A 25,834-nucleotide genomic window follows, 5' to 3' on the forward strand; every position below is an offset into this window, starting at 1 on the left:
ATTATGAACCGTGTTTCGCAGCGCGTCAACAACTTTCTGCACGACATCGTTGCGACTGCGGGGCCATCTTCCTGCGCTGCCAAGGCTCGCTACTTCCGAACCTCAACAGCACCGCTTCCCTCTCTCCCGCGCCGCGTTTCCGTTAGCGCGAAAGAGGCGTGATTCTATTCAGCCCACACCGTGAGCGCAAGGGGTTTGAAGCAACTTTTTTTACAAACGCCGGAATTCGGCCGTCCGGCCATGCCTGGGCACAATGCCGCTTATGGTGCAAAGAACGGACTAGAATGTGAGGTTCTTCGCCTCTTTCTATATACGTCTTTAATATGCGCCAGCGAATCGCCAAACGCCTCCCCCCCGATGCCGACAAACTGGTCGGTCTGTCACTTGCGCTCTTCGCGTCGGGCAGCCGCATCGAGGACCGCTTCTGGGAAGCGAAGCTCGATGCGCTGCTCGCCAAGATTGTCCGCAACGGCAATCAGACCACGCTCGACGCCGCGCTCGACCATCTTCAGCAAAATCATCCCGACGCCTACGGCGCGCTCGCCGACATGGCCGAGACGCACAGCGAGTCGATGATGATCGAACACGACGGCCAACCCTACGATGCGCTGCTGGTCGCCGTCCCGGTTCTCGCCTGGACGCGCTACATGATTCCGTCGGGCCCGCTCAAGGGCGACGTTGCCGACGCGCTGCGAACGCACCTGCAGGCGCATGTGCTCGCGAACGGCACCCTCGTCGGGCTCGCACCGTTCCTCTACAGCATCGACCAGTTGCCGCGGCATCACGTGGAAACCTATCGGCTCGCTCAGCAACTCGCCCATGCGGCGATCGGCCAGCAGCCCCCGAAGCTGAGCTTCGGCGATCTGCCGGAAACCTCACCGATCCTGGCCGATCCGCGCTTCCTGCTGGCGGTCGTCGCCGCGCCGGCCGGCTCGCCGCTGTTCCGCTGGCAGGAGGAAGAAAACGGCAGCCGGATCGAGCGCGGCCAGTGCCTCGAACAATGGACGGCTCAAGGCGGCCCGAACCTGTCGATCGCGTTGCCCGGCTGCGAGTTCGAATGCCTGCTTCCGGACGCGTACTACTCGGCCTGTCGCGATGCGGACGAACGCGTGCGTCCGCACACCGTCCGAACGGCCATTCGTTATCTATTCGACACACTTGGTGCGGCGCCGCAGGAGTTGCGCGCGGTGGTCGCCGGCTTCGGCGAACGTCGTATCGACGAGTATCGCGTCGGCTTCACGCGGCGTGCCAGCAACGACGTGATCTACGGCGTCGTGTGGCCGCTCTACGGCCGTGAAAACGGCGACGTATCGATCGACAACGCGACGCTCGAAGGCGAAGCCCCGATCGAAGGGCCGCTCGAGGAAATCGTGAGCCTGCTGAAAGAATGCGGCGTAACCGACATCCGCCGGCACGCGGGTCGCTTCGAACCCGAATACTGCGACGACTGCGGCGTGCCACTTTACGCCGATCCGCTCGGCGAAATCGTCCATGCGGAAATGCCGGAAGACGCGTCGCCCGCCCAGCCGCACTTCCACTGACCCACCCCGCAGGCCTCGATGGCCTGCCCTGCTTAAAGCCGCTTCCGGTGCCCACCGAAGCGGCTTTTTTCTTATCCGATGCCGGTCGTCCAAAATTTCGAACTTTTCCTAAGCCTTTCAGCCAAGCAGACATCGTGTAAGGTCTTTGTCATTATCGGGGCCAGCTAATACCCGACAGCAGTGAATGACTCACTTTACGGAGGTTGAATATGCGGTTCTTGGTACTTAACTCAGACGCCGAACGGCGTGACGGACTGAAGACCCTGTTGCGGCAGATCGACCGGCACGCCAGCATCAACGATGCGCCTGACGGTTTCCAGGCGCGCCGGCTGCTGCGCACCCAGCGTTTCGACCTCGTCGCGATCGACTGGCTGGACGTGGGCCGGCTCAGCGAGCTTCAGGCACTCGGCAACGCGTGCTCGCCGACACCGGTCGCCGTTCTGGTCGACGACATCTCGCCCGACGCCATCCAACGCTTCTTCAATTACGGCGTCGCGGGCGTGATCCCGCACTCCACGCGGCCGCACCTGATCGTGCGAGCGCTCGAGATCGTCCTGCTGGGCGGATACTACATTCCGCCGATCGCCCTCAGCCTGCTGCCGTCCACGGCGACTGCGACGGCGCGCCACGACGCCCATTTCCAGACGCTCGCCGGCTCGCTGCCCCGGCGCCCGCCGAGCGGCCTCCTGTCGCCGCGCCAAGCGCAGATCATGCGGTTCGTCCACATGGGCAGCACGAACAAGATGATCGCGCGTACGCTCGGCATCAGCGAAGGCACTGTGAAAATCCACCTCGCGAGCATCTTCCAGCAGCTCGGCGCCGCAAACCGCGCCGCCGCGGTCGCGATCTACAACGGCTGGCTGTCGCCCCATCTCGAGGTGCTGCTGGCGAACCGCAACCGCGCCCGCAAGCCGGCCGTCGGCGAACACGGCCCGGCTCCGCTGCGTACGCAACGGCACGACCATCCGTACCCGTTGCCCATCGCGAATACCGGCACGCAGGACCTGCCGCTCGCCGCCGAGCCGCCGGCACGGTTCCGGCGCGGACGCTAGGCAAACAGTCTCGATATTGCGACGGTCGGGCATGCGCAGGCTCCCACCTTTGATGCTCAACGAGTAATATGGACGCATGGGTTTTCTTTTCACACCGCTTCCGCTCTGGGTTGGCATCGGTGGCTGGATCGCCGCCGTGGCCCTGCTCGCGCTCGCGATCTGGAATCGCCCCTTCGTCCGTCTGCAAGACGCCACGCTTCAGCACGTGTGGCTTGCGCTCGTCACTGCGATCACGGTCCTGTGGGCCTCGAACGCATGGCTCGAAGATGGCATCGTCATGCATCTGCTTGGCGCAACGCTGCTCGTCACGCTGTTCGACTGGACACTCGCATTGGTCGCCATGGGCGCCGTCACGGCGATTGCCGCGGTCATCTTCGATGCACCGTGGCAAGGTATCGGCTTGACCTATCTGATCTACGGTGCGTTGCCTGTCGGCGTGTCGGCGTTGCTGCAACGCGCCGCGCTCGCGTGGTTGCCGCACAACCTCGCGTCGTTCATCACCGGGCAGGGCTTCCTGTCGCCGGCCATCGCGATCGTCGCGGTCGCCGCCGCGGCAGCCGGTGTCCAGCTCGCGCTCGCGGACGGCGTGCCCGTCGTGATTCCGGCCGGCTATCTGCTGAACACCGCGCTGCTCGCGCTCGGCGAAGCATGGTTCACCGGCATGGCAACGGCACTCATCGCCGTCTATCGCCCTGCGTGGGTCACGACCTTCGACGTCCGGCGCTACCGCCTCGGCGGCCCTCGCGCCTGAATTTCCTCCGGATCGACTCGGCGCACCCGCATACCGACGGGCTTCCGCGGCGCGCGCCGAATACGTCACCTACTGCCGCACAACTTTTTTACGCTAAGATTGAACTCCTGTTCTTCATCGGGCATCTATACGTGCCCGATGTCTCCTTCGCTCCTCACCAATAACCAGATGGACAGCTCACCTGCCTCGCTCCGGATTTTCCGGGCGCTCGGCAAGCTGGCAGCCTGTATCGCGGGCCTGTCGCTTGCGCTTCCCGCTCCGGTATTCGCCGACCTGCTCGACCAGCGCTCCGAACTGATCAACAAATTCGTCAACGAGATGCATGCCGATCCGCTCGCCGCCGATTGTGCGGCGCACGGCAGCTTCATCGCCAGCACGTCGACGGCCTTCGACCGAGTCGACTTCGCGCCGAATGCATTCGACAGCGGCAACGCGACGATCACGCCGTGGAACGACTCGTTCGACCAAGGCAAGCAGCGCGTGAAAGTCGACAATATCGTCACCGTCGACGGGCTCGGCATCCACAGCGACGGCAGCGATCCGACGCCGCTGAAATTCCGTTGCGGCTATGTCGGCCAGCAAATGCTCGCGTTCAGCTGGAACGATCCGGTTCCGCCGCTGAAGCCGCGCGTCGAGCGTTCGTCGTCTTCGACGAAGAAGCTCAAGGGCAAGTCGCACCGCGGCAAAGCCAAGGCGAAGGCATCGGGCCGCACCGCCAGCAAGAAGGCCGTCGCAACGAAGAAATCAAGCGGCCAGCACAAAGCCGTGAAGAAAAAAACCGCGAAGAAGTCCTGATACGGCGGAGCGGCAACGACAGCAGCAAAAAAGCCGGCGCATCGCGAGATGCGTCGGTTTTTTTTCATGCGACGACGGCTGCGCTTACGCGAACGTGTCGACGTGCACCAGGATCGCAGCCAGCATCGCCGCACCGAGCGCCGCGCTGCGCTCGCCGTTCCAGCCGACGCGCTCGTCGGGGAGGTTCGCGTTGTCCTTGAACGGCATTTCGAGCGTCAGCGACAGACAGCCGAACTGGTGGCCAATGTACTTCGACGCGAGCTTCAACGCATCTTCCTTGTACTTGCTCGCCGCGTAGCCATGCTCGGTCTGGAAGTCGGGGCTTGCGACCTTGAACGCGTCGATGAACGCAGCCTGCTCCTTGCCCTGCTGCTCGGTAAAGCTCGGCAGCATCTCCGAGCCGGCGACGAACACGTACGGAAGATCCTCATCGCCGTGAATATCGAAAAACATGTCGCAGCCGATCGCATGGATCGCGTCGCGCACGGCCAGTACCTCGGGACTGCGCTCGGCATCGGGCGCCATCCACTCGCGGTTCAGGTTCGCGCCGGCCGCATTGGTGCGCAGGTTACCGTGCACACTGCCGTCCGGGTTCATGTTCGGGACGATGTAGAACGTCGCGCGATCGTAGAGCTTGCGCGCCACTGGATCGCCGGCCCAGTCGCCCCATCCGGCCAACCGCTTAACCAGGCCTTCAACGAACCACTCGGCCATCGACTCGCCCGGATGCTGGCGCGCGATGATCCATACCTTCTTCTTCGGCGCACCATCGGTTTCCGGCGTGCCGAGCGTCAGCAGCGACATCGGACGGCCTTCGACCGTGCGGCCAAGCTCGACGACGCTGGCCTGCGGCAACTGCTGGACCGCGCCGAGAAACGCCGCGTGACGCTCTTCCGAGTACGGTTCGAAATACGCGTAGTAGATGCTGTCGAACTCCGGCGTATGGTCGATGGTCATCGTCTTGCCGTCGAACGTCGTCGGCACGCGGAACCAGTCGACCCGGTCGTAGCTCGCCACCGCGTGGTAGTTGCGCCAGCCGGACGGATACGCGCATTCGGCTGCGTTCTCGAACGTCATCACGCATCGCTCGCCGCGCGCTCCCGTCAAGCGGTAGTAAAACCATTGCGCGAATTCCGAACGATTGTCGCCGCGCACGCGCAGCCGGATTGCATCGGGGCGGTCGCACGACACGACGTCGATTGCGCCTGCGTCGAAATTACTGGTAATAGAAAGGGCCATCTATCTCTCCTTTGTCGACCGGAGTTAGCGCTTCAGCGCTTACCTCCGGTCCCATGCAAAGCTGTCGACCGGTGTTAGCGCTTTAGCGCTTATCTCCGGTCCCATGCGAAGCCCGAAGCAGACGGTATCCCGCCCATCCAGTCTCATGCATGCGCAGGCCGTCTCGTGAACGGCCCGCAGGGTCACTCGCCGACGCGCCGGCGATATACGTAAGTCGAATCGTTCGATGCGGCCGCATCGAACGCATAGCCTTCGGTCGCGAATGCCTGCAACGCCTTCGGGTCGGCGATACGGTTCTCGACGACAAAACGCGCCATCAGGCCGCGCGCGCGTTTCGCATGGAAGCTGATGATCTTGTAGCGGCCGCCCTTCCAGTCCTCGAATACCGGCGTGATGACCGGTGCGGCCAGCAGCTTCGGCTTGACCGACTTGAAGTATTCGGTCGACGCGCAGTTGATCAACACGCGCGCGGCGCCGCTGCGCGTCTCGAGTTGCTCGTTCAGCGCCCGCGTGATGCGGTCGCCCCAGAACGCATACAGATCCTTGCCGCGCGCGTTCGCGAACCGCGTGCCCATCTCGAGCCGGTATGGCTGCAGCAGATCGAGCGGACGCAGCAGCCCGTACAGGCCCGACAACACGCGCACGTGCTGCTGCGCATAGTCGAGATCGGCGGACGACAGCGATTTCGCGTCGAAACCCTCGTAGACGTCGCCATTGAACGCCAGCACGGCCTGCTTGGCGTTGGCCGGCGTGAACGTCGGCGACCAGTCGGCGTAGCGCTGGAAGTTCAGGTGCGCGAGCGGATCGGAGATATCCATCAGCGTCGCGATGTCCTGCGGCGACAGCTTGCGCAGGCCGTCGATCAGCTCCGATGCGTCGTCGACGAATGCAGGCTTCGTGTAAGACTGGACGTGCGGGGGCGTATCGTAGTCGAGGGATTTGGCGGGAGAGAGAACGATTATCATAGAGGCTCGCTGGCACGCCGTGCCTTGCGGTCAGACGAAAACCTCCGATTGTAACGAATGGCCCGCTCTCTCGCCCCGCATGCCGCACACCGCGTCGTGCTCGACTCGAACGTCTGGATCGACATCCTCGTATTCGACGACCCCGCTACGCGCCCGATCCGTGCCGCGCTGGAGCACGGCATGCTTGCCGCCGTGATCGACGGCCGCTGCCTGACCGAACTCGAATACGTGCTCGACTATCCGCAGTTCCAGTCGCGTGCGATCGACAAGGCCGACGCGCTCGCCACGGTCGCCCGGCTCGCGAGCCTCGTCGAACCGCCGCCCGTCGACGCCGACGCGCCGCCGCTGCCGAAGTGCAAGGACCGCGACGATCAGAAATTTCTCGAACTCGCCCGCGCCGCGCAGGCCGAGTGGCTCGTGTCGAAAGACCGCGCGCTGCTGAAGCTCGCGAAGCGCACCGCACGCGACTTCGGTTTCCGGATCGCGCAACCCGCGCCGTTCGTGGAAGCCTGCGCACTCGACGCCGCGCCGCCCGCCACGGCGACGCCCGCCTGACGCAACCTCATCCGAATCCGACCGTATCGATGAACGCTCCTTCAGATATGCCAACGACGCCCGTTTTCCCCTCGCGCCTGCCGAACGTCGGCACGACGATCTTCACGGTCATGAGCGCGCTTGCCGCCGAAAAAGGTGCGGTGAACCTCGGCCAGGGTTTTCCTGATTTCGATTGCGATCCGCGCATCGTCGATGCGGTCGCAACCGCGATGCGCAACGGGCACAACCAGTATCCGCCGATGGCCGGCGTCGCGCCGCTGCGCGACGCGATCGCCGACAAGATCGCGCAGGTGTACGGCCGGCGCTACGATCCGGCCACCGAAATCACCGTGACGGCCGGCGCGACGCAGGCGCTGCTGACGGCGATCCTGTGCGCGGTGCATCCGGGCGACGAGGTGATCGTCGTCGAGCCGACCTACGACAGCTACCTGCCGTCGATCGAGCTCGCCGGCGGCAAGCCCGTGTTCGTCACGCTGGAAGCGCCCGACTACGCGATCCCGTTCGATCGCCTCGCGGCAGCGATCACGCCGAAAACGCGGATGATCCTGATCAACACGCCGCACAACCCGACGGGCACCGTGTGGCGCGAGGCGGACATGCGCAAGCTCGAGGACATCGTGCGCGGCACCAACGTGCTGATCCTGTCCGACGAAGTCTACGAACACATGGTCTACGACGGTGCGCGCCACGAGAGCGTCGCGCGCTACCCGGAACTCGCCGCGCGCAGCTTCATCGTGTCGAGCTTCGGCAAGACCTACCACGTGACGGGCTGGAAGGTCGGTTACGTCGCGGCGCCTGCCGCGCTGACCGCGGAATTCCGCAAGGTCCACCAGTTCAACGTGTTCACGGTGAACACGCCGATGCAGATCGGGCTCGCCGACTATCTGCGCGACCCGGCGCCGTACCTGTCGCTCGCGGGCTTCTATCAACAGAAGCGCGACTTCTTCCGGGCCGGCCTCGAGCGCACGCGCTTCAAGCTGCTGCCGTGCACGGGCACGTACTTCCAATGCGTCGATTACTCGGCGATCAGCGACCTGCCCGAAGCGGAATTCTCGAAATGGCTCACGTCGGAGATCGGCGTGGCCGCCATTCCGGTGTCGGCGTTCTATCACGAGCCGCACGAGTCGGGCGTCGTCCGCTTCTGCTTCGCGAAGCAGGAAAGCACGCTCGCGTCCGCGCTCGATCGGCTGGCTCGCCTGTAAGCGCCGCACGGGCGGCCGCGCGCCGCCCTTCGGGAACCGCGCTTACGAACGTGCGACGTTCGCCGCTTCGACATACGCCTTGCGCTCAGCTGCCACGCGTTGCGCGGCCGGGCGTTCACCCACCGTCTTCGCGTGCGCCTTCCAGTCGATGCCTGCCTCGAGCAGGAAGTCGCGGCCGAATATGGCCTTCGTCGCCATCCCGATGACCGGCAGATGAACCCACGCGGCAATGTCCGCGAGGCCGAACGATTCGCCGAGCGCATACGGCGAAAACCGCGTCATCTGCTTGAATGCATCGATCGCGCGCGGCAGCCGCTTCTCGACGTGCGCCTTCATCCCGTCGCTCACCTTCCCGCCGAAAAACGCTTCCGTGTACACCTCGCGCGCCGTCCATTCGAGATACAGCTCGAGCGTCTCGACCAGTTCACGCACCTTCGCTGCCGCGAACGGGCTCGCGGGGAAAATGCCTTTTTCGGGATAGCGCGCCGCCAGGTATTCGACGATCACCTGCGACTCGAACAGCGCCCCCTCTTCGGTCTTCAGGAACGGAATCTTGCCGAGCGGCGAATCGGCAAGCCGGGCCGGATCGCTGATCGGCAAACCACACGCCGCCTCCTCGAACGGAATGTCGTGCTCGAGCAGGACGAACTTCACCTTGTTGTAGTAGTTGGACAACGGAATACCGCACAGCTGTAGCATTGGCGTCTCCTTCCTTGCTGAAGTGCGGCCGCATCGACGCCGGCCGCATCGGGATTCATCGCGCTGAAAAGCACGTTCGTGCTAGTCTAAAGCAAGTCGTGCGTTCGTCACGACAACATTACCTCCGCTGCGGCGTCAGTTCCGCCCGTCCGCGCGACACACGCGGCGGCGCCGCCGCGCCACCCGATGGAGACACACTCGCATGAGTGCTGAACTGCTGGCCTCGCGTCCGCCCGAGAGCGAATCGACGCTCGTCCTCACGCTGTCCAATCCCGGCGCGCGCAACGCGCTGCATCCCGACATGTACGCGGCCGGCATCGAAGCGCTCGCCACCGCCGAGCGCGATCCGGCGATTCGCGCCGTCGTGCTGACGGGTGCCGATCGTTTCTTCTGCGCAGGCGGGAACCTGAACCGGCTGCTCGAGAATCGCTCGAAGGATCCGTCCTTCCAGGCCGACAGCATCGATCAGCTCGCGGCATGGGTCACGGCGATCCGCGCATCGACGAAGCCGGTGATCGCAGCCGTCGAAGGCGCCGCGGCCGGCGCGGGCTTCTCGTTGGCGCTCGCGTGCGACCTGATCGTCTCGGCACACGACGCGAAATTCGTGATGTCGTATGCGCGCGTCGGTCTGACGCCCGACGGCGGCGGCTCGTGGTTTCTCGCCCGCGCGTTGCCGCGTGCGATCGCGGCCGAGATCCTGTTCGAAGGCAAGCCGGTGGCCGCCGAACGGCTGCATGCGCTCGGCGTCGTCAACCGGCTTGCCGCGCCCGGCTCGGCACTTGGCGACGCACTGGCATGGGCCGACGCGCTCGCCGGCATCTCGCCGAATGCGCTCACGCGCATCAAGTCGCTGCTCGACGACGCGACCGCGCAACCGCTGGATGCGCACCTCGGCACCGAGCGCGATCATTTCGTCGCGTCGCTGCATCATGCGGACGGCCTCGAAGGCATCACTGCCTTTCTCGAGAAGCGCCAGCCACGCTACAAGCGCTGATCCGCCGCGTCGGCCTTCGAACCGGCGCCACGCCGCCGCGTCCATCCGATGCGGCCCGTCGCCGCCGCGCACAACGTCGCGGCGCTCTCCGGCCCGGCCACGCATGCGCGTCGGCGCGCGCGTTTCCGTCGCCAGCAGCCCGTGTCGATCCATGCTCTAATGACCGCCTGTCGGCGCCGCCGGCGCCGTTTTCGCGCATGACACACAGGAGTTGACGATGATCGACGTCTATAGCTGGGCGACCCCGAACGGTCACAAGGTGCACATCATGCTCGAGGAAACGGGCCTCGCGTATCGCGCGCATCCGGTCGATATCGGCGCGGGCGACCAGTTCGAGCCCGAGTTCCTGAAGATCAGCCCGAACAACAAGATCCCCGCGATCGTCGATCCGGACGGCCCCGGCGGCCAACCGATCTCGCTGTTCGAATCGGGCGCGATCCTGATCTACCTCGCGGAAAAAACCGGCAAGTTTCTGCCGACCGATCCGGCCGCGCGCTATGCGACGCTCGAGTGGCTGATGTTCCAGATGGGCGGTGTCGGTCCGATGCTCGGGCAGGCGCACCACTTCCGCCTGTATGCGCCGGAGAAGATCGAATATGCGGTCAACCGCTACACGAACGAAGCGAAGCGCCTGTACAACGTGATGGAAAAGCGCCTCGGCGAATCCGAGTATCTCGCGGGCGACGCGTACACGATCGCGGACATTGCGACGTTCCCGTGGACGCGCTCGTGGCAGAACCAGGGCATCATGCTCGACGAGTTGCCGAACGTGAAGCGCTGGCACGAGGCGATCACCGCGCGACCGGCCGTGCAGCGCGGCGTCGAGGTGCTCGCGTCGATGCGCAAGGCGCTGCAGGACGACAAGGCGCGCGAAGTGCTGTTCGGCGCAACGCAATACGCGAAACGCTGACGAGCGTATGACGAGCGGAGCGGCATTCGTGCATGCCGCTCCGTGCGTCAGAAGTAATGCAGCGTGATGAACTCCGCCGCGCATACCGGCAGCGGCGCGTCGGGGCGCTCGACCTGCATCGACACCGACCACGTCACCTGGATGCCGCCGCGTGCGGCGTCGGCGGTTTCCTTCACCGCGAACAGCGCACGCACGCGCGCCCCGACCGGCACCGGCTTCAAGAACCGCACGCGGTTCAGCCCGTAGTTCACGCCCATCTTTTGCTCGAAGCGCATTGCGTCGGTCATCAACGCGGGAATCAGCGACAGCGTCAGGAACCCGTGCGCGATCGGCCCGCCGAACGGCGACTCGCGTCGCGCGCGCTCGGGGTCGACGTGAATCCATTGATGATCGCCGGTCGCGTCGGCGAAACCGTCGACGCGCGCCTGATCGATCTCGCTCCAGCCGCTCGCGAGCGGCTCCGCACCGACCCGCGCCCGCAACGCCTGCGCCGATGCGATCAGCGGCAAGGTCACGTCGGTCATGGGTTCGCGCCCCCCGGATGGCGCAGCCCGAAAATCACCTTGGTCTGGACGGTGATCACCGTCTCGCCGGCTTCGTTCACGCCGACCCATTCGGTCGACACGATGCCGCGATCGGGCTTGCTCTCCGACACGCGCTTGTCGTGCACCTTCTGGTACATCGTGATCGTATCGCCGGCGCGGACCGGCTTCAGCCAGCGGATCGAATCGATGCCCGGCGAGCCCATGCTGGTCGAATCCGATCCGAGCTTGCGGACCAGCAGGCTCATGAACACCGAGCACGTATGCCAGCCGCTCGCGACGAGGCCGCCGAAATGCGATGCCTTCCCCGCTTCCTCGTCGACATGGAACGGCTGCGGATCGTAGCGCTTCGCGAACGCCTTGATGTCGTCGGGCTCGAACGTGTAGCGGCCCACTTCGGTCGTACTGCCCACCACCAGGTCTTCGTAACTGATGCCCACGGATAAGTCTCCTTGTCTGGCGCGCTCGCGCGTCGCCGTCATGCTACGTCGGTCTGCGCAAAATCGGGCAGCGCCGCGATGCGGGCGAGGTGATGATCGGTATCGCCGAGCGTCGTCTCGATGATCGACAACCGCTTGAACAAGTGCGCGGCGGCCACTTCGTTGGTCACGCCCATACCGCCGTGCAACTGTACGGCCTGCTGGCCGACGAAGCGCGCGGCCGCGCCGACCCGCGCCTTCGCGGCCGACACGGCCTTGCGCCGCGCATCGGCATCGCCGTTCGCGTAGCGCACCGCCGCGAGATAGGTCAGCGAACGCGCCTGCTCGGCATGAATCAGCATGTCGACCATCCGGTGCTGCAGCGCCTGAAAACGCGCGATCGGCACGCCGAACTGCTCGCGCGTCTTCGTGTATTCGACCGTCGCGCGATTCAGTTCGTCGAGCGCGCCGACCGCTTCCGCGCACAGCAGGAAAGTCGCGTAATCGGCGATCTGCTCGAGTGCCGCCGCGTCGCGCGCACCGCCCGTCAGCAGTCGGGCCGGCGTGTCGTCGAACGCGATCGTCGCGGCACGCTGGCCGTCGATGGTCCGGTAGTCGACCACCTTCGCGTTGGCCTCATCGCGTTCGACGACGAAGAGGCCGATGCCGCCGCCGTCGACCCGCGCCGGCACGATCCACGCATGCGCCTGGGCGCCGTGCTGAACCACCGACTTGGTACCGGTCAGCCGGTACGTGCCGCCCTGCTCGCGCGCGCGCGTGTCGAGTTCGTACAGGTCATAGCGCGCCCGCGGTTCGTGGAACGCGACCGCCACGCGCTTTTGCCCCTGCGCGACCGCCTCCAGCAGCGCGGCGTCGGCGCCTGCGCCCGAGCCGGCGATCCGCAGTGCTTCGACGCCGACCGCCGTCGCCCAGTACGGCTCGATCACGAGCGCGCGGCCGAGCTCCTGCATCACGACCAGCATGTCGACCGGGCCGCCGCCGAAGCCGCCCTGTGCCTCCGGCACGGGCAACGCGGTCAATCCCAGCTCGGTGAATGCGCTCCACTGCGCATCCGACACACCGGCATCGCTGCGCACGATCGCCTGGCGCGCTTCGAAGCCGTATTGCTCGCCGAGATACCGGCGCAGCGCGTCGGCGAACTGCTGCTGCTCATCGGTAAAGCTGAAATCCATGGTTGTCTCCGTTCCCTGATCACAGCCCCAGAATCATCTGCGCGATGATGTTCTTCTGGATCTCGTTCGAACCGCCGTAGATCGACGTCTTCCGGTAATTGAAGTAGTACGCGGCGAGCGGCGCCGCATCGTCGTCGCCCGCGATGCTGTGTTCGCGCTCGCCGTCAAGGAACGGCACGTCGAACGGGGCGGCCAGCGGGCCGATCGCTTCGACCATCAGCTCGGTGAGCGCCTGCTGCACCTCGGTGCCCTTGATCTTCAGCATCGACGCCTCGGGGCCGGGCCCCTTGCCGCTCGTCTCGCGGCTGACGACGCGCAGCACCGTCACTTCCAGCGCCATCAACTCGACTTCGAGCGCCGCGACCTTCGCGGCGAACACGGGATCGGCGAGCAACGGCTTGCCGTTCTTGCGCTGATTCGATGCGACGCGCTTCAGGAACGCGAGCTCCCGCTTCGACGCGCCGACGCGCGCGATGCCGGTGCGCTCGTGGCCGAGCAGATATTTCGCGTAGGTCCAGCCGCGGTTCTCGTCGCCGACGAGGTTCTCGACCGGCACCTTCACGTCCTCGAAGAACACCTCGTTGACCTCGTGATCCTCGTCGAGCATCACGATCGGGCGCACCGTGATGCCGGGCGTCTTCATGTCGATCAGCAGGAACGAGATGCCCTCCTGCTTCTTCGCAGCCGGATCGGTGCGTACGAGGCAGAACATCATGTCGGCGTACTGGCCGAGCGTGGTCCAGGTCTTCTGGCCGTTGACGACGTAGTGATCGCCGTGGCGCTCGGCGCGCGTGCGCAGCGACGCGAGGTCGGACCCGGAACCCGGCTCCGAATACCCCTGGCACCACCAGTCCGAGCCGTCGAGAATACGTGGCAGATAGCGGCGCTTCTGCGCTTCGCTGCCGTATTTCATCAGGACCGGCGCGACCATCGACACCCCGAACGGCAACACGGTCGGCGCACCGATCCGCGCGCACTCCTCGTCCCAGATGTGTCGCTGCGTCGCGTTCCAGCCCGGGCCGCCATATTCGACCGGCCAGGCGGGCGCGGACCACCCGCGCTGGCCGAGAATCCGGTGCCAGCTCGCGAAGTCTTCGCGGTCGAGTCGTTTGTGATCGAGTACCTTGGCGCGCAGCGCGTGAGGCAGGTTGGCCTCGAGCCAGGCGCGGACGTCGGCGCGGAACGCGTCGTCGGCGGGGGAATAATCCAGATCCATGCGCAGTGTCTCCTGTCGACCGGAGTGAGTGCTTCAGCACTTACTCCGGTCCCATGCTTCGCGGTCGATCAGCATCGGCGCTTCAGCGCTTACTCTGATCCCATGCAAGGCTCGCCGCGACCGTCCGGCCCGGCAAGGACACACTGCGTACGTTATTGCAGCGGTTCTTTCAGCGCGGCTGGAATCGGCAACGGCATCACGTCGATGCCTTCTTCGACCAAGGACTGCGCATCCTCAGGCGTCGTGACGCCGCGAATGCTGCGTGCCGGCGCCTCGTTGTAATGGATGCGCCGCGCTTCCTCGGCGAAGCGCTCGCCCACGTTCTCGGTCTTCTCCAGCACCTCACGCAGCGCGCGCATCACCTGCGCCTGCAGCGCACGCGGATCGGCCGGCTGCGCCTGCGTCGCGCCCGACAGGTTCAGGCGCGGCGCCGACGGCATCCGGTTGATCTCCGTCGTTCCGCACACCGGGCATTCGACCAGCTTGCGGGACAACTGCGCTTCGAATTCATCGGCGGAAGCGAACCAGCCTTCGAACCGATGACCGTGCGGACACTGTAAATCGAGGACCTTCATGCTGAATCAGGGCGTGTGACGAGTGTAGCGCAAAAAGCGGTTTTGTGAACGATCGTGCTAAATCCGGATCGCGCGGCACGAGCGCGCCGCGTCACGGAATTGTAACGCGGCGCCCCGGCCGCCGCCGACGCCCGTGCTCAGGGCGTGACGACCGGCCCGAGCGGCCACGTGCCGGACAGCACCTTGTCGAGCCACATCGCGCCGATGATCGTCTTCACGTCGGTGATCTGGCCCGTGCGCACCCATTCCTGCAGGTCGGCCGGCGTCGCCGTGAAGGTTTCGAGGAATTCGCCGTCGTCGAGCTTGCGTTCGCCGGCCGTCAGCCCGCGCGCGAGATACAGGTCAATGAATTCGGTCGAATAGGAAATGATCGGATGAATGCGGGCCAGGAACACGTATTCGCGCGCCGTGTAGCCCGTTTCCTCGCGCAGCTCGCGCATCGCGCACGCGAGCGCGCCTTCGTTCGGGTCGAGCTTGCCGGCCGGGAATTCCGCCATCACCTTGCCGATCGGATAGCGGAACTGGCTTTCCATCAGCACGCGGCCGTCGTCGAACAGCGGGATCACCATCACCGCACCCGGGTGCTGCACGTATTCGCGCGTGGCCTTCTTGCCGTCCGGCAGACGGACGGTGTCGCGCTTGAGCTTGAGGAACGCGCCGTCGAAGATCGCCTCGCTCTCGAGGCAGGTTTCGGTCAGTGCGGCGTCGTGATTGGGTAGTTCGGCCATCGGCGGCTCCTGAATGAGCACGACGGACGGCCGAAGCCGTCAGCGTCGTTTGACGAGATACTGGAACGTGAAGCCGGGAAACGCGAACACGACGAAAAGACTGAACGTGATCGCGTAAAACTGCCAGCCCTGTTCGAAGCGGTTGCCGGCACGCGACTCGAGCCAGAAGCCGAGCGCGCCGACGACGAAGTACAGCACGATCAACTCGCCGATCCGCACCCACGCATTCTTCTTCGTCGCGCCGAACGGCACGACGGCGAAGAGGCGTTGGTTCAGGAACGGCAGGTTGGCGCAGACGAGCGCCAACAGCACGATGAACCAGCCGGCTGCCGACATTACAGCGGCAGCGTGTGACGGATTGCCTGCAGGCAGGCGGTCAGCAGCGGGCTCGGGATCAGGCCGAGCACGACGACCGCCACGCCGTTCAGCACGAGGATCGTGCGCTTGCAGAAATCGCCCGAGATCGGCGTCGAATCCTGCGGCGCATCGAAGTAAATCACCTTGACGATGCGCAGGTAGTAGAACGCGCCGAACAGCGACGTGATCACGGCCAGCACGGCCAGCCACGTGAGGCCCGCGTTGACGGTCGCCTCGAGCACGGCGAGCTTCGCGTAGAAGCCGACGGTCGGCGGGATGCCGGCCAGCGAGAACATCATGACCATCATCACGAACGCGAACACCGGGCTGCGCTTGTTGAGGCCCTTGAAGTCGTCGATCGTTTCGGCTTCGAAATCGCGGCGAGCGAGCAGCATCACCACACCGAACGAGCCGAGCGTCGTGATCAGGTAGACGATCGCGTAGAACATCGCCGAGCTGTACGCGTTCGCCGGCGCCGCCGCGTCGCCCTTCACGATGCCCGCGAGCAGGCCGAGCAGCACGAAGCCCATGTTCGAGATCGCCGAGTACGCGAGCATCCGCTTGATGTTGCGCTGGACGATACCGGTGATGTTGCCGACGATCAGCGACAGCGCGGCAAGGATCACGAGCGCGGTCTGCCAGTTCTGCGCGAGCGGCAGCAGGCCCATCACCAGGAAGCGCAGGCCCCACGCGAACGCGGCAACCTTCGGGCCGCCGCCGACGAACAGCGTCATCGCGGTCGGTGCGCCCTGGTAGACGTCCGGCACCCACATGTGGAACGGCACGGCGCCGAGCTTGAACGCGATACCGGCGACGATGAAGATCACGCCGAACATCAGCACGGCCGCGTCGGTGTTGCCGCCGACCGCCTTGTACACTTCGCCGAGTTCGAGCGAGCCGGTCGCGCCGTAGAGCATCGAGATGCCGTACAGCACGAAGCCCGACGCGAGCGCGCCCAGCACGTAGTACTTCATCGCGGCTTCGCTCGACTGCGCTGCATCGCGACGCAGCGCGATCACCGCATACAGCGACAGCGACATCAGTTCGAGGCCGAGATACAGCGTCAGGAAGTTGTTGCCCGACACCATGACCAGCTGACCGAGCAGCGAGAACATGCCGAGCAGGAACACGTCGCCGCGGAACATGTCGCGGTCTTCGAGGTACTTGCGCGAATAGACGAGCGAGACCGCGAACCCGAACGACACGACAGCCTTCATCATGCTCGCGAACGAGTCGACGACGACCATCTTCGAGAAGAAGTAGTACTGCTGCGGGTCGAGCGCCTGGACCGCGAACCACACGCCGGCGACGACCGACGAGACGACCGCGATCAGATAGGTCAGGCGGCGGCCGGAAGCACCGGTGAAGGTGTCGTTCAGCCATGCGACGACGATGGCGGCCAGCACCAGCGCGTCAGGCAACAGGACATTCATAGAGGCGTTTTGCATGATCTTGAGTTCCTCCGCTCGCGATTACTGGGCCAGCGGCAGCTTCGACTGCGCGACGTGGGAGAGGAGGTTTTCCACGGAAACGTGCATCACGTCGGTGAAAGGCTTCGGATACAGGCCCATCAGCAGCGTGAACGCGGCGAGCACGGCCAGCATCAGGAATTCGCGACGGCCGATGTCCTTCAGCTTGGCGACGTGATCGTTCGCCACCGCGCCGAAATACACGCGCTTGTACATCCACAGCGTGTAGGCTGCACCGAGGATCAGCGTGAATGCCGCACCGAATGCGATCCAGAAGTTGTACTGGACGGCCGCGAGAATCACCATGAACTCGCCGACGAAACCCGACGTACCCGGCAGGCCGCAGTTGGCCATCGAGAACAGCATCGCGAATGCCGCGAACTTCGGCATCACGTTGACGACGCCGCCGTAATCGGCGATCTGGCGCGAGTGCACGCGGTCGTACAGCACGCCGATGCAGAGGAACATCGCGCCCGACACGAAGCCGTGCGAGATCATCTGGATGATCGCGCCTTCGACGCCGAGCTGGTTGAAGATGAAAAAGCCCAGCGTGACGAAGCCCATGTGCGCGATCGACGAATACGCGACCAGCTTCTTCATGTCGGCCTGCACCATCGCGACGAGGCCGATGTAGATCACCGCGATCAGCGACAGCGTGATCACGACGGGCGCCAGGAAATGGCTCGCGTCAGGCGTGATCGGCAGCGAGAAACGCAGGAAACCGTATGCGCCGAGCTTCAGCATGATCGCCGCCAGCACGACCGAGCCGCCCGTCGGCGCTTCCACGTGCGCGTCCGGCAACCACGTGTGCACCGGCCACATCGGCACCTTCACCGCGAACGCGAGGAAGAACGCAATGAACAGCAGGATCTGCGGCGTCATCGCGATCTTCGCGTTCTGCCACGTCGCGAGGTCGAACGAGTGCGTTTCCGTGTACAGGTAAATCAGCGCGACCAGCATCAGCAGCGAACCGGCCAGCGTGTACAGGAAGAACTTGAACGCCGCATACACGCGATTCGGGCCGCCCCACACGCCGATGATGATGTACATCGGGATCAGGGTCGCCTCGAAGAACACGTAGAACAGCAGGCCGTCGGCCGCCGAGAACACGCCGATCATGATCCCGGACAGGATCAGGAACGCCGCGAGGTACTGCGCGACGTTCTCGGTGATCACTTCCCATGCGGCGATCACGACGATCACCGTGATCAGCGCGGTCAGCACGACGAACCACATCGAAATGCCGTCGACGCCGAGGTGATACGCGATATCGAAGCGTTCGATCCAGGTCGACTTCTCGACGAACTGCAGCGCAGCCGTGCTCGAGTCGAAGCCGGTGATCAGCGGGATCGTGACCGCGAGGCCGAGCAGCGCACCGATCAGCGCGACCCAGCGGGCCGTCCCCGGATTTTTGTCGTTACCCACCGCAAGCACGAGGAGGCCGAAAACGATCGGCAGCCAGATCGCGGTACTGAGAATCGGAAAAGCGTGCATTAGTGTTGTCCCCCCGCCTTATTTGCCGCCGAGCGTTACAAACAGGGTCAGGAGCCCCAGCATGCCGATGATCATGGCGAACGCGTAGTGATAGATGTAACCGGATTGGAGGAAGCGGATCACGCCGGCAAACCAGCCGATGAACCGGGCGCTGCCGTTGACGAGGCCGTCGATCACCACGACGTCACCCTCCTTCCACAGGCCGCGGCCGATCGCCACCGAACCGCGGGCGAACACCACTTCGTTGATCTTGTCCATGTAGTACTTGTTGTCCAGCAGCGTGTAGATCGGGCCGAATGCACGGCGGATCGACGCCGGCAGCTCCGGACGCTTCAGATACAGGAACCACGCGACGACGACACCGGCGAGCGCCAGCCACACCGGCAGGCCCGACACCGAGTGCAGGCCCATGCCGACCCAGCCGTGGAACTCTTCGGCCATCTCGGCCAGCGCCGGATGGTTTTCGCCGATGAAGATCACCTTGTCGAATGCGACGCCGTGCTGGAAGAAGTCGCCGAACAGCATCGGGCTGATCGCGATCGCGCCGATGATCACCGACGGGATCGCCAGCAGGACCAGCGGCACCCACACGACCCACGGGGTCTCGTGCGGCTCGTGCGCGTGGTCGTCATGACCGTGGCCATGGCCGTGATCGTCGTGGCCGTGCGCGGCCGCCATGCCCATCGGCGATTCCGGATGCTTCGGATTGCGGAAGCGCTCTTCGCCGTGGAACACCAGGAAGTACATGCGGAACGAGTACAGCGCCGTGACGAACACGCTCGCGACGACCGCGAAGTACGCGAAGCCCGAACCGGGCAGGTGCGACAGCTTCACCGCATCGATGATCGAGTCCTTCGAGTAGAAGCCCGAGAAGAACGGCGTACCGATCAGCGCGAGCGACCCGATGAGCGACGTGATCCACGTGATCGGCATGTACTTGCGCAGGCCGCCCATGTTGCGCATGTCCTGGTCGTGGTGCATGCCCATGATGACCGAGCCGGCGCCGAGGAACAGCAGCGCCTTGAAGAACGCGTGCGTCATCAGGTGGAACACGGCGACCGGGTAAGCGGACACGCCGAGCGCGACGGTCATGTAGCCGAGCTGCGACAGCGTCGAGTACGCGACCACGCGCTTGATGTCGTTCTGGACGATGCCGAGGAAGCCCATGAAGAGCGCCGTGATCGCGCCGATCACCGTGATGAACGACAGCGCGGTGTCCGACAGTTCGAACAGCGGCGACATGCGCGACACCATGAAGATGCCGGCCGTCACCATCGTCGCCGCGTGAATCAGCGCCGAGATCGGGGTCGGGCCTTCCATCGAGTCCGGCAGCCACACGTGCAGCGGGAATTGCGCCGACTTGCCCATCGCGCCGATGAACAGGCAGATACAGGCAACGGTCAGCAGGCCCCAGTCGGTGCCCGGGAAGTGCAGGCTCGCGAGCTCCGCGCGCTTCGCGAACACTTCGCCATAGTTCATCGAGCCGGCGAACGCGAGCAGCAGGCCGATGCCGAGCAGGAAGCCGAAGTCGCCCACGCGGTTCACGAGGAACGCCTTCATGTTCGCGTAGATCGCGCTCTCACGCGTGAAGTAGAAGCCGATCAGCAGGTACGACACCAGACCCACCGCTTCCCAGCCGAAGAACAGCTGCAGGAAGTTGTTGCTCATCACGAGCATCAGCATCGAAAACGTGAACAGCGAGATGTACGAGAAGAAGCGCTGGTAGCCGTCTTCTTCCGCCATGTAGCCGATCGTGTACACGTGCACCATCAGCGAGACGAAGGTCACGACGACCATCATCATCGCGGTCAGCGAATCGACGAGGAAGCCGACTTCGAGCTTCAGCGAGCCGACGTTCATCCATTCGTAGACGGTCGCGTTGAAGCTTGCGCCGCCCATCACGTCGAAGAAGACTTTCGCCGACAGGAGGAACGCGATCAATACGCCGAGGATCGTGATCCGATGTGCGCCCTTGCGCCCGACTGCGTTCCCGAACAGCCCCGCGATCAGCGAGCCGGCCAGCGGAGCGAGCGGAATCGCCAGCAGCAGGTTTTCATTGAGTGTCGTTGACATAACAGCGTTGCCTGAAATTAACCTTTGAGCTGATCGAGATCCTCGACATTGATCGTGTCGAGCTTACGGAACAGGGTCACCAGAATCGCGAGACCGATCGCGGCTTCCGCTGCGGCGACGGTCAGCACGAAGAACACGAAGATCTGGCCGTGCACGTCGCCGAGGTAATGCGAGAACGCGACGAAGTTGGTGTTCACCGCCAGCAGCATCAGTTCGATCGACATCAGGATGATGATGACGTTGCGGCGGTTCAGGAAGATCCCGACGATCGCGATCGCGAACAGGATCGCGCCGAGCACAAGGTAGTGAGCAAGAGTCAGCATGGTTTTCTTTTCCTCCGCTTAGCCGTTGGTGCCCGAACCGGCTTCGCTTTGCGCCGTTTCCGGCTGCGGCTTGTCCGCTTCCATCTTCACGAGGCGCACACGGTCGTCGCGGCGCACCTTGACCTGATCCGACACGCGCTGGCGCTTGCTGTCCTTGCCCTTGCGCTCGGTCAGCCCGATCGCGGCGATGATCGCGACCAGCAGCACGAGGCCGGCGATTTCGAACGCGAAGATGTAGTCGGTGTAGATCACCTTGCCGATCAGGCGCGTATTCGACCAGTTGGCCATCTCGCCCGTCGCCATCGCATGCACGGTGTGCGTGTCGCCGTAACCGCGCCACAGGATCAGCGCGGTTTCGATCACGATGATCGCGCCGACCACGGTTGCCATCGGCACGAAGCGCTTGAAGTCGCGGCGCAGGTAGTCGATGTTGATGTCCAGCATCATCACGACGAACAGGAACAGCACCATCACCGCGCCCACGTAGACCAGAACCAGCAGGATCGCGAGGAATTCCGCCTCCAGCAGCATCCAGATCGCGGCGGCGTTGAAGAACGCCAGCACAAGGAAAAGCGCAGACGCCACCGGGTTGCGCGAAGTGATCACCTTCAGCCCTGATACCACCAGGAGCAGCGCGAAGATGTAGAACAGTACGGTCGTGAATTCCATGATTACCGGTTCATCGTTAGGCCATAGTCAGGCGCGGCTTGCGGGACGCCCGCACCCGTCGCGGCGGCTCGGCCCGTTCATGCCGGGCCGGCACTGCAAACACAATCAACGATACGGCGCGTCGGCAGCCTTCGCCGCGGCGATGTCCTTCTCGTAGCGATCGCCCACCGCGAGCAGCATTTCCTTCGTGAAATACAGGTCGCCGCGCTTTTCGCCGTGGTACTCGAGAATCTGCGTCTCGACGATCGAATCGACCGGGCAGCTCTCTTCGCAGAAACCGCAGAAGATGCACTTCGTCAGGTCGATGTCGTAGCGCGTCGTGCGGCGCGTGTTGTCCGCGCGCGTTTCCGATTCGATCGTGATCGCCAGCGCGGGGCACACGGCCTCGCACAGCTTGCACGCGATGCAGCGCTCTTCGCCGTTCTCGTAGCGGCGCAGTGCGTGCAGCCCGCGAAAACGCGGCGAAATCGGGGTCTTCTCTTCCGGGAACTGCACGGTGAACTTGCGCTTGAACGTGTAACGACCGGTCAGCGCGAGCCCCTTCAGCAGTTCGGTCAGGAAGAAAGTCTTAAAGAAGTGTTGGATAGCCGTCATGATTTCGTCCGATCTTTACTTCACCCAGATGTTCAGCGGCGACATCATCCAGAAGCCGACCACGACCACCCAGACCACCGTGACGGGCAGGAACACCTTCCAGCCCAGACGCATGATCTGGTCGTAACGGAAGCGCGGGAACGTCGCGCGCACCCAGATGAACACCGACAGCAGCGCAAAGACCTTCAGCACCAGCCAGAAGATGCCCGGAATGAACGACAGGAATTCGAACGGTGCGTCCCAGCCGCCGAGGAACAGCGTCGCCGCCAGCGCCGAGATCACGATCATGTTGATGTACTCGGCGAGGAAGAACAGCGCGAACGCCATGCCCGAGTAATCGATCATGTGACCCGCGACGATCTCCGACTCCCCTTCCACCACGTCGAACGGGTGACGGTTCGTTTCGGCGATACCCGAGATGAAGTAGACGACGAACGCCGGCAGGAGCGGCAGCCAGTTCCACGACAGGAAGTTCACGCCGTGGCCGGCGAAGAAGCCGTGCTGTTGCGAACCGACGATTTCCGACAGGTTCAGGCTGCCGGCGGTCATCAGCACGAGCACCAGCGCGAAGCCCATCGAGATTTCGTACGACACCATCTGTGCCGCGGCACGCATCGCGCCGAGGAACGCGTACTTCGAGTTCGACGCCCAGCCGGCGAGAATCACCGCGTACACGCCGATCGACGAGATCGCCATCGCGTACAGCAGGCCCGCGTTCACGTTCGCGAGAACGGCTTCGGCCTGGAACGGAATCACGGCCCATACGGCGAACGCCGGCACGACGGTCATCACCGGCGCGATCAGGTACAGCCAGCGGCTGGCGGCGCTCGGCTGAATGACTTCCTTCAGCAGCAGCTTCAGCACGTCGGCGATCGGCTGCAGCAGGCCGCCGGGGCCGACGCGGTTCGGGCCGAGACGCACGTGCATCCAGCCGATCAGCTTGCGCTCCCACAGAATCAGGTACGCGACGCACAGCAGGATGACGACGGAGACGACGAGGATGCGCACGACTGCCCACACCGTCGGCCACGCGAAGCCGAGAAGCTCGGCCCCGCCCGCGTTGATCGTATCGAACAAGCTCATTTACGCCTTCTCCACCACCAGTTCACCGGACAGGCTGCCGAGCGCTGCGCCGGCAGGCGTCGCCGCCGACACGCGAACGACCGTCTCCGCAAGATTCGCGTCGCGCACGGCCGGCAACTGCACCGCACGCTCGCCCTGGCGCACGCGCACGGCGTCGCCTTCCTTCAAGCCCAGCTTGTCGAACAGCGCGGCCGGCAGGGCTGCGGCATTCGCCGCCTTCGCGGCGGCCGTCAGGTGCAGCGCACCTGCGCGGCGCACGAGCGCGTCGGCGTGATAGATCGGCACGTCGGCCAGGCGCTCGAACCCGCCGTTCGCGGCATTCGCCGCGGCACGAGCCGGCGCGACCGACGTGCGGTTCGACAGACGGCCCGCGACGCCGGCGTCGCCGAGCGCGGCGACACGCACTTCTTCCGCGGTCTCGTATTCGAAGTTCGGCAGGCCGAGCAGGCTGCCGAGCACGCGCAGCACCTTCCAGCCCGGACGCGTGTCGCCGAGCGGGCGCACGACGCCGTTGAAGCTCTGCACGGTACCTTCCGCGTTGATGAACGTACCGGCCGTTTCCGTGAACGGCGCGACCGGCAGCAGCACGTCGGCGTAGTCGAGGCCGTGCTTGAACGGCGACATCACGACGACCATCTCCGCCTGGTTCAGCGCGGCCAGTGCCTGTGCCGGATCGGCGGTGTCGAATTCCGGTTCGACGTTCAGCAGCACGTAGCCCTTGCGCGGCTGCGCGAACGCTTCGCGTGCGTTCAGGCCGCCTTCGCCCGGCAGTGCGCCGACGACGTGCGCGCCGACCGTGTTCGCCGCTTCCGTCAGGAAGCCGAACGTGGCGCCGGTGTTGTCGGCGATCCACTGGGCGACGGCGTGCAGCTTCGCGAATTGCGGATGACGGACCGCGACGTTGCCGAGCAGCACCGCGCGGCGTTCGCCGTTCGCGAGCGACTGCGCGACGGCTTGCGCGGCCGGCGATGCGGCGACGCCTGCGAGCGCGTCGGGCAGCGCGACGCCGCGCAATTGCGCGACGGCCGCGGCGATGCCGGCCAGCTCGTCGAGCCAGGCGGACGGCGCGGCGACGATGCGTTGCGCGGTCGGGATCAGCGAATCGTCACCGGTCGCGTGCAGGAAGTGCAGCTTCGCGCCGTTCTTCGCAGCCTGACGCAGGCGCGACGCGAACAGCGGGTGGTCGCGGCGCAGGAACGAACCGACGACGAACGCGGCGTCCACGTTCGACAGGTCGGCGATCGGCATGCCGAGCCACGGCGCGCCCTGGACCGGCGCCGAAAAATCCTGCTGACGCAGACGGAAGTCGACGTTCGGCGTCTTCAGTTCGTTGGCGAGCTGCTTCACGAGGAACAGTTCTTCCGCGGTGCTGTGCGCGCTCGCGAGCATCGCCAGTGCGTTCGCGCCGTGATCCGCGGCGATGCCCTTCAGGCCCTTCGCGACATATTCGAGCGCGGTCTGCCAGTCGGTTTCGATCCACTGGCCGCCCTGCTTCAGCATCGGCTTCGTCAGACGCTCTTCGCTGTTGAGGCCTTCATACGAGAAGCGGTCCTTGTCCGAGATCCAGCATTCGTTGATGGCTTCGTTCTCGAACGGCAGCACGCGCATCACGCGGTTGTTCTTCACCTGCACGACGAGGTTCGCGCCGACGGAATCGTGCGGGCTCACCGACTTGCGGCGCGACAGTTCCCACGTACGGGCGCTGTAGCGGAACGGCTTGCTGGTCAGCGCGCCGACCGGGCACAGATCGATCATGTTGCCCGACATTTCGGAGTCGACCGTCTTGCCGACGAACGTCGTGATTTCCGAATGCTCGCCGCGGCCCAGCATGCCGAACTCCATCACGCCGGCGATTTCCTGGCCGAAGCGGACGCAGCGCGTGCAGTGGATGCAGCGCGACATTTCTTCCATCGAGATCAGCGGGCCCACGTTCTTGTGGAACACCACGCGCTTTTCTTCCGAGTAGCGCGACGACGACTTGCCGTAGCCGACCGCCAGATCCTGCAGCTGACATTCGCCGCCCTGATCGCAAATCGGGCAATCGAGCGGGTGATTGATGAGGAGAAATTCCATCACCGACTGCTGCGCCTTCACAGCCTTGTCGGACTGCGTACGGACGATCATGCCGGCCGACACGGGGGTCGCGCAGGCAGGCACGGCCTTCGGCATCTTCTCGACTTCGACGAGGCACATCCGGCAGTTGGCCGCTACCGACAGTTTCTTGTGATAGCAGAAGTGAGGAATGTACGTATCCGCCTTGTGCGCAGCCTGGATCACCATGCTGCCTTCGGGCACCTCGACCTTCTTGCCGTCTATTTCAAGTTCAACCATGATGGTGAATGGTCCTTAACCTATTTCCGCCCGTTCGCGCCTTGGCCCGACCGTGCGCTCAAATT

Annotated in this window: 26 protein-coding genes; 8 read left to right on the forward strand and 18 right to left on the reverse strand. The window is 64.6% G+C overall.

Going from position 1 to position 25,834, the window contains the following annotated elements:
* Positions 1-323 precede the first annotated feature (323 nt).
* The 4 genes from WS89_RS12445 (at position 324) to WS89_RS12460 (ending at position 4,139) form a co-directional block, all read left to right on the forward strand.
* Entirely contained in the window at positions 324-1,541 is a 1,218-nt protein-coding gene (locus tag WS89_RS12445) for a DUF2863 family protein (RefSeq protein WP_059791264.1), read from the forward strand.
* 209 nt (positions 1,542-1,750) lie between these two features.
* Positions 1,751-2,593, forward strand: a complete 843-nt coding sequence (locus WS89_RS12450; RefSeq protein ID WP_059499263.1) for a LuxR C-terminal-related transcriptional regulator — start codon at positions 1,751-1,753, stop codon at positions 2,591-2,593.
* Positions 2,594-2,669: 76 nt separating this feature from the next.
* A complete protein-coding gene (locus WS89_RS12455; RefSeq protein WP_011545801.1) occupies positions 2,670-3,344 on the forward strand; it encodes an energy-coupling factor ABC transporter permease in 675 nt (224 codons plus the stop codon).
* A 138-nt stretch (positions 3,345-3,482) separates the two neighbouring features.
* Complete coding sequence (locus WS89_RS12460; RefSeq protein WP_059791266.1) at positions 3,483-4,139, forward strand: BspC domain-containing protein; 657 nt, start codon at positions 3,483-3,485, stop codon at positions 4,137-4,139.
* Between the two features lie 84 nt (positions 4,140-4,223).
* Here the strand turns inward: WS89_RS12460 and WS89_RS12465 are convergent, their stop codons facing one another.
* Positions 4,224-5,378 carry a M14 family metallopeptidase gene (locus WS89_RS12465; protein ID WP_059499261.1) on the reverse strand — a complete coding sequence of 385 codons (1,155 nt, stop codon included), beginning with the start codon at positions 5,376-5,378 and terminating at the stop codon, positions 4,224-4,226.
* A 182-nt stretch (positions 5,379-5,560) separates the two neighbouring features.
* Positions 5,561-6,343: a peroxide stress protein YaaA gene (yaaA, locus tag WS89_RS12470; protein ID WP_059791268.1), complete on the reverse strand. Its 783-nt coding sequence runs from the start codon at positions 6,341-6,343 to the stop codon at positions 5,561-5,563.
* Positions 6,344-6,400: 57 nt separating this feature from the next.
* On the opposite strand from yaaA, the gene WS89_RS12475 reads away from it, so the two are divergent.
* Both WS89_RS12475 and WS89_RS12480 read left to right on the forward strand, forming a co-directional pair.
* Positions 6,401-6,898 (forward strand): putative toxin-antitoxin system toxin component, PIN family, encoded by a 498-nt coding sequence (locus WS89_RS12475; RefSeq protein WP_059499259.1) that lies wholly within the window; start codon positions 6,401-6,403, stop codon positions 6,896-6,898.
* A gap of 98 nt (positions 6,899-6,996) precedes the next feature.
* A complete protein-coding gene (locus WS89_RS12480) occupies positions 6,997-8,100 on the forward strand; it encodes a pyridoxal phosphate-dependent aminotransferase (protein ID WP_257128166.1) in 1,104 nt (367 codons plus the stop codon).
* 42 nt (positions 8,101-8,142) lie between these two features.
* On the opposite strand, the gene WS89_RS12485 is transcribed toward WS89_RS12480, so the two are convergent.
* A complete protein-coding gene (locus WS89_RS12485; RefSeq protein WP_059499257.1) occupies positions 8,143-8,799 on the reverse strand; it encodes a glutathione S-transferase family protein in 657 nt (218 codons plus the stop codon).
* A 202-nt stretch (positions 8,800-9,001) separates the two neighbouring features.
* Between WS89_RS12485 and WS89_RS12490 the strand changes: the two genes are divergently transcribed.
* A complete protein-coding gene (locus WS89_RS12490; RefSeq protein ID WP_059499256.1) occupies positions 9,002-9,793 on the forward strand; it encodes an oxepin-CoA hydrolase, alternative type in 792 nt (263 codons plus the stop codon).
* 217 nt (positions 9,794-10,010) lie between these two features.
* Positions 10,011-10,703: a glutathione binding-like protein gene (locus WS89_RS12495; RefSeq protein ID WP_059791341.1), complete on the forward strand. Its 693-nt coding sequence runs from the start codon at positions 10,011-10,013 to the stop codon at positions 10,701-10,703.
* A gap of 47 nt (positions 10,704-10,750) precedes the next feature.
* Here the strand turns inward: WS89_RS12495 and WS89_RS12500 are convergent, their stop codons facing one another.
* The 15 genes from WS89_RS12500 to nuoG form a co-directional block, all read right to left on the reverse strand.
* Positions 10,751-11,227, reverse strand: a complete 477-nt coding sequence (locus WS89_RS12500; protein ID WP_059499255.1) for a MaoC family dehydratase — start codon at positions 11,225-11,227, stop codon at positions 10,751-10,753.
* Complete coding sequence (locus WS89_RS12505; protein WP_034207957.1) at positions 11,224-11,685, reverse strand: MaoC family dehydratase; 462 nt, start codon at positions 11,683-11,685, stop codon at positions 11,224-11,226. Before WS89_RS12505 ends, WS89_RS12500 begins: the two co-directional genes overlap by 4 nt.
* Positions 11,686-11,723: 38 nt before the next feature.
* On the reverse strand, positions 11,724-12,857 hold the full coding sequence (locus WS89_RS12510) for an acyl-CoA dehydrogenase family protein (protein WP_059791270.1): 1,134 nt from the start codon (positions 12,855-12,857) through the stop codon (positions 11,724-11,726).
* A gap of 19 nt (positions 12,858-12,876) precedes the next feature.
* The gene (locus tag WS89_RS12515) at positions 12,877-14,073 is read right to left on the reverse strand and encodes an acyl-CoA dehydrogenase family protein (protein ID WP_059499252.1); all 1,197 of its coding nucleotides are present in this window, start codon (positions 14,071-14,073) and stop codon (positions 12,877-12,879) included.
* Positions 14,074-14,225: 152 nt separating this feature from the next.
* Positions 14,226-14,648, reverse strand: coding sequence for a DUF1178 family protein (locus tag WS89_RS12520; protein ID WP_006750470.1), 423 nt, complete (start codon positions 14,646-14,648; stop codon positions 14,226-14,228).
* 137 nt (positions 14,649-14,785) lie between these two features.
* Positions 14,786-15,376: an NUDIX domain-containing protein gene (locus WS89_RS12525; protein WP_059791272.1), complete on the reverse strand. Its 591-nt coding sequence runs from the start codon at positions 15,374-15,376 to the stop codon at positions 14,786-14,788.
* A 39-nt stretch (positions 15,377-15,415) separates the two neighbouring features.
* Positions 15,416-15,712: a DUF2818 family protein gene (locus WS89_RS12530; protein WP_006478276.1), complete on the reverse strand. Its 297-nt coding sequence runs from the start codon at positions 15,710-15,712 to the stop codon at positions 15,416-15,418.
* Positions 15,712-17,166, reverse strand: coding sequence for an NADH-quinone oxidoreductase subunit NuoN (nuoN, locus tag WS89_RS12535; protein WP_059499249.1), 1,455 nt, complete (start codon positions 17,164-17,166; stop codon positions 15,712-15,714). Before nuoN ends, WS89_RS12530 begins: the two co-directional genes overlap by 1 nt.
* A 39-nt stretch (positions 17,167-17,205) precedes the next feature.
* Entirely contained in the window at positions 17,206-18,696 is a 1,491-nt protein-coding gene (locus WS89_RS12540) for an NADH-quinone oxidoreductase subunit M (RefSeq protein WP_006484881.1), read from the reverse strand.
* Between the two features lie 18 nt (positions 18,697-18,714).
* Positions 18,715-20,769, reverse strand: coding sequence for an NADH-quinone oxidoreductase subunit L (nuoL, locus tag WS89_RS12545; protein WP_034207962.1), 2,055 nt, complete (start codon positions 20,767-20,769; stop codon positions 18,715-18,717).
* Positions 20,770-20,786: 17 nt separating this feature from the next.
* Positions 20,787-21,092: an NADH-quinone oxidoreductase subunit NuoK gene (gene nuoK, locus WS89_RS12550; protein ID WP_006478272.1), complete on the reverse strand. Its 306-nt coding sequence runs from the start codon at positions 21,090-21,092 to the stop codon at positions 20,787-20,789.
* A gap of 18 nt (positions 21,093-21,110) precedes the next feature.
* On the reverse strand, positions 21,111-21,761 hold the full coding sequence (locus WS89_RS12555) for an NADH-quinone oxidoreductase subunit J (RefSeq protein WP_059499247.1): 651 nt from the start codon (positions 21,759-21,761) through the stop codon (positions 21,111-21,113).
* A 105-nt stretch (positions 21,762-21,866) separates the two neighbouring features.
* Entirely contained in the window at positions 21,867-22,355 is a 489-nt protein-coding gene (nuoI, locus tag WS89_RS12560) for an NADH-quinone oxidoreductase subunit NuoI (RefSeq protein WP_006478270.1), read from the reverse strand.
* 15 nt (positions 22,356-22,370) lie between these two features.
* On the reverse strand, positions 22,371-23,438 hold the full coding sequence (gene nuoH, locus WS89_RS12565) for an NADH-quinone oxidoreductase subunit NuoH (protein WP_059499246.1): 1,068 nt from the start codon (positions 23,436-23,438) through the stop codon (positions 22,371-22,373).
* On the reverse strand, positions 23,439-25,769 hold the full coding sequence (gene nuoG, locus WS89_RS12570; RefSeq protein WP_059499245.1) for an NADH-quinone oxidoreductase subunit NuoG: 2,331 nt from the start codon (positions 25,767-25,769) through the stop codon (positions 23,439-23,441).
* Positions 25,770-25,834 lie beyond the last annotated feature (65 nt).

The organism is Burkholderia sp. MSMB1072, assembly GCF_001524725.1.
GTDB lineage: Bacteria > Pseudomonadota > Gammaproteobacteria > Burkholderiales > Burkholderiaceae > Burkholderia.